We start from the raw sequence: 13,462 nt of genomic DNA on the forward strand, positions 1-13,462 counted from the left end.
TCACTACAGGATCCGCCCTCATGAAAGCCGCACTCGTCGAACTCATCAGCAAAATCAGCTCCGGCTGCATGGGCGAGGACGAGATCCTGAAAGTGGCCGACGAAGCCGCGCAGGCCTACGCCGATGCCAATGCTTTTCTGGCCGCCAATCCGGACATCAACTACGACGACACATTCCCGATCCCGCTAGGTGAGTGGGTAGTGGTCGGCAGCCTGCCGGAAACTGTGCTGTTCCAGGCCGATACCTATGTCGATCTGTTCGCACAAATCGTTGCTTCGTTTGGCCCCGGCGTGGATTTCAACCTCAAGCCCAAACAACTGGCCAAGACCGAAGCACTGACCGCACTCAACCGCATCCAGGTGCAGATGAGCAGCCTGAACAAGGAAAACGGCGGTTACACGTTGATGAACTTCAGCCAGTTGCTCGACGATGAATTGCAAATGGTCCTGGTCTACGGCAACGACGTGCCCCGCGTGCTGGAGTTGTGCGCCGAGGTCGGCATCGCCGCTGCGCCGGCACTGGAAGCCTTGAAGGTCGCTGTTCACGTCTGAACGCAATAAAAGGGAACCCTGCGCGCGACCGTCTATCCTAAAAGTGCATGCCACTATTCTGGAGCGACACCATGGGTTCCACGTTCAACGGTCTGATTGGCCTGATCATCCTTGCCCTCGATATCTGGGCCATCATCAATGTGCTCAAAAGCGGCGCCTCCACCGGGATGAAAATCGTCTGGGTGTTGCTGATTATCCTCCTGCCGGTGCTGGGCCTGATCATCTGGGCTATTGCCGGGCCACGGGGTAACGTCCGGATCTGAGCTGATTTTCGATCACACGGTCATCCCTGTGGGAGCGAGCCTGCTCGCGAAGACGTTGTGTCAGTCGCCATCACCGGCAACTGATACTCCGCTTTCGCGAGCAGGCTCGCTCCCACAGTGGTTTGCGCTGGTAAAAAACAACCGGAGGTTCGACCTGTCATCTTCGGCAACGTAGAATGCGCGCCTTTCCCGGGCAATCGTCCCCACGATGGCGCCCGCGCATTTATCGGAGCACTTGACCATGACCGTCACCAAGACCAGCGAGTACCTGGAAACCCTCTACGAAGGCTACGGCCAGCGTTTTCGCATGGAAAAACTGCTGCACGAAGTGCGCACCGAACACCAGCATCTGGTGATCTTCCAGAACCCGCGCATGGGCCGGGTGATGGCGCTGGACGGCGTGATCCAGACCACCGAAGCCGACGAATTCATCTACCACGAAATGCTCACCCACGTGCCGATCCTTGCCCACGGCACCGCCAAGCGCGTGCTGATCATTGGCGGCGGTGACGGCGGCATGTTGCGCGAAGTGACCAAGCACGCCGGCGTCGAGCACATCACCATGGTCGAAATCGACGGCACTGTGGTCGACATGTGCAAGGAATTCCTGCCGAACCATTCCGCCGGAGCCTACGACGATCCGCGCCTGAACCTGGTGATCGATGACGGCATGCGTTTCGTCGCCACCACCACTGAAAAATTCGACGTGATCATCTCCGACTCCACCGACCCGATCGGCCCGGGCGAAGTGCTGTTCTCGGAGAACTTCTACCAGGCGTGCCACCGCTGCCTGAACGAAGGCGGCATCCTCGTGACTCAGAACGGCACGCCGTTCATGCAAATCGACGAAGTCAAAACCACCGCCGGTCGCCTGCGCAGCCTGTTCCCGGACTGGCACTTCTACCAGGCCGCCGTGCCGACCTACATCGGCGGCTCGATGACCTTCGCCTGGGGCTCGACCAACCCGGCCTACCGCAAGCTCAGCCGTGAAACCCTGCAACAGCGCTTCATCGGCAGCGGCATCGTCACCCGTTACTACAATCCGGAAATCCACATCGGCGCGTTCGCCTTGCCGCAATACGTGCTGCAAGCGGTCAACAAGCCAAGCAACGACTGATCACTCTGAAGTCGCTCTGCAAGGGAGCTTTTGTGGCGAGGGGATCTATCCCCGTTGGGATGCGCAGCATCCGTGAACCGGCCTGCGCGGTGTCTCCGTTAAACCGCAATGGACGGCATTACGACTGCTGCGCAGCCGAACGGGGATAAATCCCCTCGCCACAGAGTCCGCCCTATCGATCGGATGGTTATTTTCACCGTTGGCGGCTGTAATCCTTTTGAACCAACTATCGCGGAAAAAAGTCGAGATAGAGGTAAGCCCATTTACGGGTTGATCGAGGAGGCACTGATGCAAAAGTGGAAAGTCACTTTCGTGGATGATCACGGCGAAATTGTTGATGAAGTCTTCGAACGTGAGGAATGCCCGTCCGATGATGAAGCCGCGCGGCTGATCAAGGAGCGGCTTCTTCCGGTCGCCGCCCAGCTGGATCTCAACGACCTGCAAGGGCGCACCACCGATGCCGAGGTGAAAAACCTCAAGACCCAGAACGGCATCGAAATCCGCAGCATCACCCCTGTCTGAACACTTCCTGTCATCTCGTAAACCAGGCCTTGGCAGCGGCGCTCTCTTGGGGCTACTCTGCAGGCGAGATCAGCGAATGGATCGCTAAGGTCTGGTCTTGTCAGCTACATGCTTGTTTCCCGCGCGCAACCACGTTGCCGTAGTACTTAGGCCAAAAGGCCCGGGGCGGGAATACGGAAAGTCTATCCATCAATCGAGGGGGACGATTCATGAGCACAGCCTATCAAGAAGACATCAGCAGCAACGTTCTGCGCCGCATGAAAGAAGGCGGTTTCGATTTTTCCCGGTTCCATCCCATCGAGTTCTACGCGATTTTCCCGGACGAGGAGCGGGCGCGCAGGGCAGCAGGCAAATTTCGCGGTGAATCCATCAATGCCCAGGTCAGTGCGCGCGACGACGGCGCCTGGTCGCTGGAATTGAGCAAAGTGATGTACGCAACCTATGACGACATCGGCGATTTCGAGCAAGGCTTTTCTGCCGTGGTCGAACCGCTGGGCGGCATTATCGAGGGTTGGGGCGTGAAGCAGGAGGTGCGCAATCGTTACCGGTTGAATTGATATTGCGCATTGTTTGTCGGGCAACGGCTGACCTTCGGGTCGGCCGTTGTCGTTTCTGGCTTCTGCACATCGCAGTGGCAAAACCCTGAAACAAGAATCCCGGGCAAAAAAAAGCCACCGGAGAGGGTGGCTAAAAGGGAAGACGGGTGTGCAATAAAGTCCTGTCGGGACGGGGCTGCCAAGGCAGTTCAGATCAGTTGAGCTGTCTCCTTCGCGGCGGCGTGCCGGGGAAGTTTTGCAGCGAATGCGCGGATTATCCGCAGTCGTGGCCGGGCAGTGAAATCAACTCTGACTATGCTGGTGATAGGCGATGCAGTGCGTCGCAATGAAGCGGGGGCAATCGGGCCGGGGCATTTGCCGCACAGGAATGGTGCGCAGCCTTCGGCGTGGATCTACAACCGATTGAAATCAAAGCGTTTATGCCGATGGCACGGGCCTTGCGAAGGCCTGTATGTCCGGAGTGACAAGGAGTACGGCATGATCCGCACCTATTTTGACGAGATGTACGATGCCGGCGGCCTGGTCCGCCCGCATTACCGGGAATTTGCCCGCTGGCTGGCCGAGACGCCCGACGAGCTGCTCGCGCAGCGCCGCCGCGAGGCCGATCTGCTGTTCCACCGTGCCGGGATCACCTTCACGCTCTATGGCGACGAGCAGGGCACCGAGCGCCTGATTCCGTTCGACACCATTCCCCGCAGCATTCCGGCCAGTGAATGGCGGATTGTCGAGCGCGGCTGCATCCAGCGGGTCAAGGCGTTGAATATGTTTCTCGCCGACCTCTACCACGAGCAGCGCATCATCAAGGCCGGGATTATTCCCGCCGAACAGGTGCTGGCCAACGAGCAATACCAATTGGCGATGCAAGGTCTGGATCTGCACCGCGATATCTATTCGCACATCTCCGGGGTCGATCTGGTGCGCGATGGCGATGGCACTTATTACGTTCTCGAAGACAACCTGCGCACACCCAGTGGCGTCAGCTACATGCTCGAAGACCGCAAGATGATGATGCGCCTGTTCCCTGAACTGTTCGCCGCCCAGCGCATTGCCCCGATCGATCACTATCCCAATCTGCTGCTCGACACCCTGAAAAGCTCAAGCCCGATCGACAACCCGAGCGTGGTGGTGTTGACGCCGGGACGCTTCAACAGCGCGTTCTTCGAACATGCGTTTCTGGCGCGGGAGATGGGCGTTGAACTGGTGGAAGGCGCAGATCTGTTCGTGCGTGACGACAAGGTATTCATGCGCACCACCGATGGCCCGAAAGCGGTCGATGTGATCTATCGCCGCCTCGACGACGCATTCCTTGATCCGCTGGCGTTCAACCCGGACTCGATGCTCGGTGTGCCGGGGCTGCTGTCGTCCTATCGCTCCGGCAACGTGGTGCTGGCCAACGCCATCGGCACTGGCGTGGCCGACGATAAATCGGTGTACCCGTTTGTCACCGACATGATCCGTTTCTACCTCGACGAAGAACCGATTCTGAAAAACGTGCCGACCTGGCAATGCCGCAACCCGTCCGAGCTGTCCCACGTACTGGCCAATCTTGCGGATTTGGTCGTCAAGGAAACCCAGGGCTCCGGCGGTTACGGGATGCTGGTCGGACCGGCCGCGACGACGGCGGAAATCGATGCCTTTCGCGAGCGCATCAAAGCCAAACCCCATGCCTACATTGCGCAGCCGACGCTGTCGCTGTCGACCTGTCCGACCTTTGTCGAAAACGGCATCGCGCCGCGCCATATCGACTTGCGTCCGTTCGTGCTGTCCGGCCGCGAAACCCGTGTGGTGCCTGGCGGTTTGACCCGTGTCGCGTTGCGTGAAGGCTCCCTGGTGGTGAACTCCTCCCAGGGCGGCGGGACCAAGGACACCTGGGTAGTCGAGGATTGAAGGAAGCTTGCCATGTTAAGTAGAACTGCCTCGGATCTGTACTGGATGTCGCGTTACCTGGAGCGTGCGGAGAATCTCGCGCGCATGCTCGACATCAGTTATTCGCTGTCGCTGATGCCGCAGGACGGGCGCGGCGACGGTCTGCACGAACTCGCCATGCCGTTGCTGATCACCGGCACCTTGGACGATTACCTTGAACGCCACGGCGACCTGCACGCTGAACGCTTGCTGCATTTCTTCGCACTGGACGCGGCCAACCCGGCCAGTATCTACAGCTGCCTTGGTGCAGCGCGGGCCAGTGCCCATGCCGTGCGCGGGCGAATCACTGCGGACATGTGGGAAAACATCAACGCGACCTGGCTGGAAATTCGCGGCATCGCCGAACAGGGCTTGAGCCGCTATGGCATGAGTCGTTTCTGCGAATGGATCAAGGAGCGTTCGCACCTGTTTCGCGGCGCCTCTTACGGCACGATCATGCGCAACGACGCGTTTCGCTTTATTCGTCTGGGCACGTTTATCGAGCGCGCGGACAACACGCTGCGCCTGCTTGATGCGCGTTACGAAATGGCCGGCGATCAGGCCGAAGCGGTCAGCGATGGCACCGCGCACGCTTATTACCAGTGGAGTGCGCTGCTGCGGGCGTTGTCGTCGTTCGAGGCCTACACCGAAATCTACCGCGACGCGCCCGGCGCCCGGCATGTCGCCGAATTGCTGCTGTTGCGCGCCGATGTGCCGCGTTCGCTGCGTGCCTGTACAGAAGAGATTGACCAGATCCTCGCGCAACTGCCCGGCGCCAACGGCCGCCCGGCACAACGCCTGGCGGCGGAAATGGACGCGCGCCTGCGTTACACCGGCATCAACGAAATTCTCGAAGAAGGCCTGCACGCCTGGCTGACCGAATTCATCCCGCTGGTGCGCCAGTTGGGCAACGCCATTCACAGTTCCTATCTGGAGGCTGCATGAGACTTTCCATAAGCCACGAGACCACCTATCACTACGAAGATCAGGTGCGCGCGAGCATCCAGTACCTGCGCCTGACACCCCACGACAGCGAGCGTCAGCATGTCCTCAGTTGGCAACTCGACCTGCCGCGTCCGGTGCGTGCGCAGCTCGATCCGTTTGGCAACATCCTGCATGTGCTGACCATGGACGAGCCGCACGAAGCGATCATCATCGGCGCCCGTGGTCAGGTCGATATCGATGAATTGCGCGAGGCCGAACATGAGAGCCAGTCGGCGCTGCCGTTCCTGCGCTTCACGCGCCTGACCGAAGCCGACGAAGCCTTGCGCGAGTTTGCCGCGAAGAACTGCAAGCAGCGGCGAGACCGCACCGCGCTGATCGACTTGATGCACGGTCTGAATCAGCACATGAGCTACACGCCGGGCTCTACCGAAGTCGACACCAGCGCCGCCGAAGCTTTCGCCGGTCGGGCCGGGGTCTGTCAGGATCATGCCCACGCCTTTCTAGCCTGCGCGCGCAGTCTCGGCGTGCCGTCGCGTTACGTGTCGGGTTATCTGTACAGCGAAGATTGCGAGCATCTGGCCAGCCATGCCTGGGCGGAAGCGTGGCTGGATGACGCGTGGTACAGCTTCGACGTGACCAACCAGCTGGCGCGCCCTGAGCGACACCTGAAGCTGGCGGTGGGCCTGGATTATCTCGATGCCTGCCCGGTCCGTGGCATGCGCCGGGGCGGCGGCTGCGAGCAGATGCACGCCAAGGTGTTCGTCTCGCCGACACCGGTTATTTCCGTGCAGCAACAATAGATTCGGGATACCGCTATCGCTGGCAAGCCAGCTCCCACAGGATGACCGCTGATTCGAACTCTGCGCATACCCTGTGGGAGCTGGCTTGCCAGCGAAGAGGCCAGTAATAACACCCTAAGGCTTACGGCTTAACTTTGCGCCCGGCCATATGCTTGAGATAGCCCACCAGCATTTCAAGATCTGTATCCGGCAATACCTCAGCAGAAAACCCCGGCATCTTCGCCTGCGGCCACTGACGCAAACTCTGCGGATCGCGGATGTAGCGCTTCAAGAAATCCGCCCCGAAATACTCGGTCGGGCTATACGGAATATTCAGATCCGGACCGAACTGCGCGTCTCCGGCACCATTCAACCGGTGACAGGCCAGGCAGTTTTTTTGAAACAGGGCAAAACCCTGGTTCACCGGATCATCGGCCTTCAAGGCAGGATCGGGCAGCAGGGCAGGAAAGCGTTGGGCCACCGGGGCCATCAGCTTGATACTGGCGACTTCGAACGGCCACTGCTCGGGGCTGATATTGCCCGCCTGCGGATCGGTCCAGACCAGATAGAACGGCCCGGCGCTGTGCTTGCCGGCTGACAGCGGTGGCCACGGCTGCGCCGGATCCTCGATCGCCAGCCATGCCCGCGCGCCGTCCTTGTTCAGCAAGGGCGCGGCGGCCAACTCTGCGGCAAAGCCATCCAGCGCCACCGCCTGCAAGTGATCCTCCGGCTTGACCCCCGTCAGCAATGCGGCCAGCGGCACGGCCTGATAGGTCATGTCCTTCTTATAGGAAACATCATTGTTGATCGTGAGAGTTTGCAGCTGAGGATGCTTGAGCAGCTCTTCGGTCTGCCAGGTGCGGCTGTTTGCGCCCAACTGCAGATCCAGTTGTGCGGCGGACAAGGGCAAGCTCAGCAGCAAGGCACCGAGCGCAATGAGCGTTTTCAAATGATCGCCGTCCATGTCGAGGAAGTGCGCAAAGGTTGGCACAACCACGCTGGCCCGGGTAGCGGGCCAGTCACATTTTCATTGGCGATATACAGCACGCGACGTTTGAATCAGCCGATGACCTTGGTCAGATTCGGCAAGATCAACAACAGCGTCGTGGCGAAAAGAATGAGTCCTGCTTGACGTACTTTCGGTTGTTTGAACATGGCTTGACCGCCTTTATTGTTATTTCCTGATGCATGCCTGACTGCATTTCCCTGACGGCACGCGTTGCACTTCCTGTTGAAGCACGCCCGTCTCGGCAAAACCCGACGACGATGGCGTACATGTTCACCTTAGAGCCCGCGTCACTCTTCGCTTAGATCCATTTCATATGGGGATCTTGAAAAAAGCTTTTAAAACGGCATGAGGCGTATTGCCAGCTTCTTTGCCGCCCGCTGGCTGAGACAACTCGACGACCTGAACCGGTTCACCTGAGGTCCGATGACCGTCCGTCTGAGCGTGTGCGTCAAGCGCTTTGAGCAATGTGGTCATTGCTTGCCAGTCGGCGCAGGGCGAAAGTGAAGTGACAATAAATCAGGTTCGAGGACGTCATGACTGAAGCTTTGATTTTCGATGCGTTACGCACTCCGCGTGGCAAAGGCAAGGCCGATGGCGCGCTGCACAGCGTGAAGCCGGTCAACCTGGTGGCGGGTTTGCTGAGCGCTTTGCAGGCGCGCACCGCGCTGGATACCAGTCAGGTCGATGACGTCGTCCTCGGCTGCGTCACGCCGATCGGCGATCAAGGTTCGGACATCGCCAAGACGGCGGTGCAAGTGGCCGACTGGGACGTCAGCGTCGCCGGTGTGCAGATCAACCGTTTCTGCGCTTCGGGTCTGGAAGCGGTGAATCTTGGCGCGATGAAAGTGCGCTCAGGATTCGAGGATCTGGTGGTGGTCGGCGGCGTCGAGTCGATGTCGCGGGTGCCGATGGGCAGCGATGGCGGCGCCTGGGCACTGGACCCGCAGACCAACCTGCACAGCCATTTCACCCCGCAGGGCGTCGGCGCCGATCTGATCGCCACCCTCGAAGGCTTCAGCCGGCAGGATGTCGATGACTACGCACTGCACTCCCAGCAAAAAGCCGCACGAGCGCGGGCCGACGGCTCGTTCAACAAGTCGCTGGTGCCGGTGCAGGATCAGAACGGCATCATCCTGCTTGACCACGATGAGTTCATCCGCGCCGAGTCTACCCTCGAGGGCCTGGGCAAGCTCAAGCCGAGTTTCGAAATGATCGGGCAAATGGGCTTCGACGCCACGGCGTTGCGGGTCTACAGCCATGTGGAGCGGATCAACCACGTGCACACGCCGGGCAACAGTTCCGGGATTGTCGACGGTGCGGCGCTGATGCTCATCGGCTCCGAAGCCAAGGGCCGCGCGCTGGGGCTGCAGCCACGCGCGCGTATCGTCGCCACGGCCGTCACCAGCACAGATCCGACCATCATGCTCACCGGCCCAGCGCCGGCGACCCGCAAAGCCTTGGCCAAGGCCGGACTGCGCGTGGAGGACATCGATCTGTTCGAGGTCAACGAAGCGTTTGCTTCGGTGGTGTTGAAATTCATCAAGGACATGGCCGTCGACCCGGGCAAGGTCAACGTCAACGGCGGCTCGATCGCCATGGGCCACCCGCTGGGCGCCACCGGTTGCGCGATCCTCGGCACCCTGCTTGATGAACTGGAAGCGCGCAACTTGCGCTACGGCCTGGCGACGCTGTGTGTCGGCGGCGGCATGGGCATTGCCACCATCATCGAACGCCTCTGAGCCCCGACTTCAAGGAACCCTGTTATGAGCGAAGCCATTCGTTACGAAAAAGGCCAGGACGCTATCGTCGTGCTGACCATGGACATGCCGGGCCAGAGCGCCAACACCATGAACGCCGTGTATCGCGAGGCCATGGCCGCTTGCGTTGCTCGTTTGTCAGCGGAGAAGGACAGCATCGCCGGAGTGATCATCACCTCCGCGAAGAAAACCTTTTTTGCCGGCGGCGACCTCAATGAATTGATCAAGGTCGGCAAACCCGAAGCCAAAGTTTTCTACGACATGGTGCTGACCCTCAAGGCGCAATTGCGCAGCCTGGAAACCCTCGGCAAACCGGTGGTCGCGGCGATCAACGGCGCTGCGTTGGGCGGCGGCTGGGAGATCTGTCTGGCCTGCCACCACCGCATTGCTGTTGATGACGCCTCGGTGCAACTCGGTCTTCCGGAAGTGACCCTGGGCCTGTTGCCGGGCGGCGGCGGGGTGGTGCGCATGGTGCGCATGCTCGGTATCGAAAAAGCCCTGCCGTACTTGCTTGAAGGCAAGAAGGTGCGCCCGCAACAGGCGCTGCGGGCCGGGCTGATTGATGAATTGGCAGCGAATCGCGATGAGCTGCTGGCCAAGGCGCGCGCGTGGATTCTCGCCAATCCGACGGCAGTGCAGCGCTGGGACGTGAAGGGTTACCAGATTCCTGGCGGCACGCCATCGAGCCCGAAAGTGGCGCAGATGCTGGCGATTGCGCCGTCGATCCTGCGCGCGAAAACTCAAGGCACCCTGCCGGCGCCGGAGAAGATTCTATGCGCGGCGGTGGAGGGCGCTCAGGTCGATTTCGACACCGCGCACCTGATCGAAACCCGCTACTTCACCGAGCTGACGACCGGGCAGATTTCGAAAAACCTGATCGGCACGTTCTGGTTCCAGTTGAACGAAATCAACGCCGGCGGTTCCAGGCCGCAAGGTTTTGCGCCCTATAAAACCCGGAAAGTCGGTGTGCTCGGCGCCGGAATGATGGGCGCGGGCATCGCGTTTGTCAGCGCTTCGGCCGGTATCGAAGTCGTCCTCAAGGACATCAATCTCGCTGCTGCCGAGAAAGGTAAGGCGCATTCAGCTTCGCTGCTGGATAAAAAAGTTGCCCGTGGCCAGCTGACTGTCGAGCAGCGCGAGGCGGTGCTGGCGCGCATCGTTGCGAGCGAAAGCGATGCCGATCTGGCCGGTTGCGATCTGATCATCGAAGCGGTGTTCGAGGATCGCCAGCTCAAAGCCAAGGTATCTGCCGCCGCGCAACAGGTGGTGGGTGGCGACGCTGTCATCGCCTCCAACACATCGACCCTGCCGATCACCGGCCTGGCGACGGCCGTGCCCGATCAAAGCAAATTCATCGGCCTGCATTTCTTCAGTCCGGTGGAAAAAATGCCGCTGGTGGAAATCATCAAGGGCGCGCAGACCAGCGACGAAACTCTCGCTCGCGGTTTCGACTTCGTTCTGCAAATCAAGAAAACTCCGATCGTGGTCAATGACAGTCGCGGCTTCTTCACCTCGCGGGTTTTCGGCACATTCACCAACGAGGGCATCGCCATGCTCGGCGAGGGTGTCAGTGCGCCGATGATCGAGACCGAAGCGCGCAAGGCCGGGATGCCGGTCGGGCCGCTGGCCATCTCCGATGAAGTTTCCCTCAGCCTGATGAGCCATATCCGTCAGCAGACGGCCAAGGACTTGCAGGCAGAAGGCAAACCGCTGATTGAGCACCCGGCCTTCGCCGTGATTGACTTGATGCTCAATGAATTCAAGCGACCGGGCAAAGCTGCCGGAGGCGGTTTTTATGAGTATCCAGCGGGCGCGCAGAAGCATTTGTGGCCGGAGCTGAAAACGCGCTTCGAGAAGGCCGACGGACAGATCTCTGCGAAGGATGTGCGTGATCGGCTGTTGTTTGTGCAGGCCATCGAAACCGTGCGCTGTGTGGAGGAGGGCGTGCTGACCTCGACGGCGGATGCCAACGTCGGTTCGATCTTCGGCATCGGTTTCGCCGCGTGGACCGGCGGGGCGCTGCAGTTCATCAACCAGTATGGCCTGAAGGACTTCATCGCCCGCGCGCAGTATCTGGCCGAGCAATACGGCGAACGTTTTACCCCGCCAGCGCTGCTGCTGGACAAAGCGGCGAAAGGTGAAATGTTCTAGGGCGAGCGAGCATTTCGGGGCTTGCCTTGGCCGGGTGTTTCAGGGCAGGCTCTGGGTGTTCATTATTCCCATCACGTGTCAGGTATTTTTTATGTCGCTGCGCATCTGCATTCTCGAAACCGACATCCTGCGGCCCGAATTGATTGACCAATATCAGGGCTATGGGCACATGTTTCAGCGGCTGTTCTCGCAACAACCGATCGCCGCTGATTTCACTGTCTATAACGTGGTGAAGGGGAATTACCCAAGCGACGACGAGGCTTTCGATGCGTATCTGGTCACTGGCAGCAAGGCAGATTCGTTCGGCACGGATCCGTGGATTCAGACCCTCAAGACCTATCTTCTGAATCGCTACGAACGCGGCGACAAATTGCTCGGCGTGTGTTTCGGTCATCAATTGCTGGCGCTGCTGCTTGGCGGCAAGAGCGAGCGGGCCTCTCAGGGTTGGGGCGTCGGTACTCACAATTACAAGCTGGCAGCCAAGGCGCCGTGGATGAGCCCGGTACGCGAAGAGCTGACACTGCTGATCAGTCACCAGGATCAGGTAACCGAGCTACCGGAAAACGCCACGGTCATCGCGTCCAGCGATTTCTGCCCGTTCGCGGCGTATCACATCAACGATCAAGTGCTGTGCTTCCAGGGTCACCCGGAATTCATTCACGATTACTCGCGCGCGCTGCTCGACCTGCGCCAGGAAGCGCTGGGCTCGCAGATCTACAGCAAGGGGGTTGCGAGCCTAGAGCAGGAACATCATGGCGCTACGGTTGCGGAGTGGATGATGCGGTTCGTGGCGCACAAACCAGAAACGGCTCAACGCTAAAAGGGCCTGCTCCCACAATCCCTGTGGGAGCGAGCCTGCTCGCGAATCTCCGGGGCAACGCGGTCCCGGCTACAGCCACCCGGACCGCTTGAAGCTCGCCCACAAACTCACACACCCCACCGCAATAAACCCCAGCACTGCAAAATAACCGTAGTGCCAGGTCAATTCCGGCATGTTCTGGAAATTCATTCCGTAGATCCCCGCCACCGCTGTCGGGAACGCCAGAATCGCCGCCCACGCTGCAAACTTGCGTTGCACCACGCTCTGCCGTGATGCCTCAAGCAACACGCCAATCTCGATGGTCTGGCTGGCAATGTCCGCCAGCGTGGTCAGGTCTTCCATCTGCCGCGTTACATGAATCTGCACATCGCGAAAGTACGGGCGCATGTTCTTGTCGATGAACGGGAAACTGAGCTTTTGCAGCTCCTCGCCGATCTCCACCATCGGTGCCGCGTACCGACGCAAGCGCACCACATCGCGGCGCAGACCGTGCAGCTTTTGAATGTCGCGCTCGTTGAGGGCGCTACACAAGACGTTGCGCTCCAGCTCATCGATCTCGGCGTGGATCGCTTCGCCCACCGGCTGATAGTTCTCGATGACGAAATCGAGCAGCGCATAGAGGACGAAATCCTCTCCGTGCTCGAGCAACAGCGGACGCGCTTCACAGCGTTGACGCACATAGGCGTACGACGCGGAATGGCCGTTGCGTGCGGTAATGATGTAACCCCTGCCGGCGAAGATATGCGTTTCGATGAATTGCAAAACGCCGTTTTCGCGAACCGGTGAGTAGGTGACGATAAACAGTGCGTCACCAAAGGTTTCCAGTTTTGGTCGGCTGTGTTTTTCCAGCGCGTCTTCGATGGCCAGTTCATGCAAGTTGAACTGACGTTGCAGGTTGGATAATTCCTGTGCGTCCGGTTCTTCCAGGCCGATCCACACGAAGTGGCCGGGTTTGGCCGCCCAGGCAGCACCTTCGTCCAGCGCAATATTGGTGACTTTCTTACCCTCGCTGTACACCGCAGCAGCAACAACTCGACCCATGGTGGTGATTCACTTCTTCTTGGCAGATGGCAGGGAAACTAGGCT

13 protein-coding genes are annotated in these 13,462 nt (G+C 59.8%); 11 read left to right on the forward strand and 2 right to left on the reverse strand.

Features of this window, described 5'->3' with window-relative positions; all coding sequences use genetic code 11:
- Nucleotides 1–20: 20 nt before the first annotated feature.
- The 8 genes from AB4N41_RS17320 (at nucleotide 21) to AB4N41_RS17355 (ending at nucleotide 6,660) form a co-directional block, all read left to right on the forward strand.
- Nucleotides 21–551 carry a hypothetical protein gene (locus tag AB4N41_RS17320; protein ID WP_056784060.1) on the forward strand — a complete coding sequence of 177 codons (531 nt, stop codon included), beginning with the start codon at nucleotides 21–23 and terminating at the stop codon, nucleotides 549–551.
- Between the two features lie 71 nt (nucleotides 552–622).
- A complete protein-coding gene (locus AB4N41_RS17325) occupies nucleotides 623–814 on the forward strand; it encodes a PLDc N-terminal domain-containing protein (protein ID WP_016773784.1) in 192 nt (63 codons plus the stop codon).
- Nucleotides 815–1,055: 241 nt separating this feature from the next.
- Nucleotides 1,056–1,931, forward strand: a complete 876-nt coding sequence (gene speE / locus AB4N41_RS17330; protein ID WP_016773785.1) for a polyamine aminopropyltransferase — start codon at nucleotides 1,056–1,058, stop codon at nucleotides 1,929–1,931.
- Between the two features lie 288 nt (nucleotides 1,932–2,219).
- The gene (locus AB4N41_RS17335) at nucleotides 2,220–2,453 is read left to right on the forward strand and encodes a hypothetical protein (RefSeq protein WP_252877746.1); all 234 of its coding nucleotides are present in this window, start codon (nucleotides 2,220–2,222) and stop codon (nucleotides 2,451–2,453) included.
- A gap of 209 nt (nucleotides 2,454–2,662) precedes the next feature.
- Entirely contained in the window at nucleotides 2,663–3,010 is a 348-nt protein-coding gene (locus AB4N41_RS17340) for a ribonuclease E inhibitor RraB (protein WP_003223226.1), read from the forward strand.
- 477 nt (nucleotides 3,011–3,487) lie between these two features.
- On the forward strand, nucleotides 3,488–4,897 hold the full coding sequence (locus tag AB4N41_RS17345) for a circularly permuted type 2 ATP-grasp protein (protein WP_041479359.1): 1,410 nt from the start codon (nucleotides 3,488–3,490) through the stop codon (nucleotides 4,895–4,897).
- Nucleotides 4,898–4,909: 12 nt separating this feature from the next.
- Nucleotides 4,910–5,860 carry an alpha-E domain-containing protein gene (locus AB4N41_RS17350; protein WP_016773788.1) on the forward strand — a complete coding sequence of 317 codons (951 nt, stop codon included), beginning with the start codon at nucleotides 4,910–4,912 and terminating at the stop codon, nucleotides 5,858–5,860.
- Nucleotides 5,857–6,660: a transglutaminase family protein gene (locus tag AB4N41_RS17355; protein WP_056784068.1), complete on the forward strand. Its 804-nt coding sequence runs from the start codon at nucleotides 5,857–5,859 to the stop codon at nucleotides 6,658–6,660. The genes AB4N41_RS17350 and AB4N41_RS17355 overlap by 4 nt, the downstream gene beginning before the upstream one ends.
- Nucleotides 6,661–6,781: 121 nt before the next feature.
- Here AB4N41_RS17355 and AB4N41_RS17360 read toward each other — a convergent pair whose 3' ends face one another.
- Entirely contained in the window at nucleotides 6,782–7,603 is an 822-nt protein-coding gene (locus tag AB4N41_RS17360; protein ID WP_252878162.1) for a c-type cytochrome, read from the reverse strand.
- Nucleotides 7,604–8,181: 578 nt separating this feature from the next.
- Here AB4N41_RS17360 and AB4N41_RS17365 point away from each other — a divergent pair.
- The 3 genes from AB4N41_RS17365 to AB4N41_RS17375 all read left to right on the forward strand — a co-directional run bounded on the left by AB4N41_RS17365 (nucleotide 8,182) and on the right by AB4N41_RS17375 (nucleotide 12,376).
- A complete protein-coding gene (locus AB4N41_RS17365; RefSeq protein WP_252877747.1) occupies nucleotides 8,182–9,387 on the forward strand; it encodes an acetyl-CoA C-acetyltransferase in 1,206 nt (401 codons plus the stop codon).
- A 24-nt stretch (nucleotides 9,388–9,411) separates the two neighbouring features.
- On the forward strand, nucleotides 9,412–11,556 hold the full coding sequence (locus AB4N41_RS17370; protein WP_252877748.1) for a 3-hydroxyacyl-CoA dehydrogenase NAD-binding domain-containing protein: 2,145 nt from the start codon (nucleotides 9,412–9,414) through the stop codon (nucleotides 11,554–11,556).
- Nucleotides 11,557–11,647: 91 nt separating this feature from the next.
- Entirely contained in the window at nucleotides 11,648–12,376 is a 729-nt protein-coding gene (locus tag AB4N41_RS17375) for an amidotransferase (RefSeq protein WP_252877749.1), read from the forward strand.
- Between the two features lie 69 nt (nucleotides 12,377–12,445).
- Here AB4N41_RS17375 and AB4N41_RS17380 read toward each other — a convergent pair whose 3' ends face one another.
- Complete coding sequence (locus AB4N41_RS17380; RefSeq protein WP_056784082.1) at nucleotides 12,446–13,417, reverse strand: magnesium and cobalt transport protein CorA; 972 nt, start codon at nucleotides 13,415–13,417, stop codon at nucleotides 12,446–12,448.
- Between the last annotated feature and the right edge of the window lie 45 nt (nucleotides 13,418–13,462).

Source organism: Pseudomonas sp. S2_A10 (assembly GCF_054668465.1).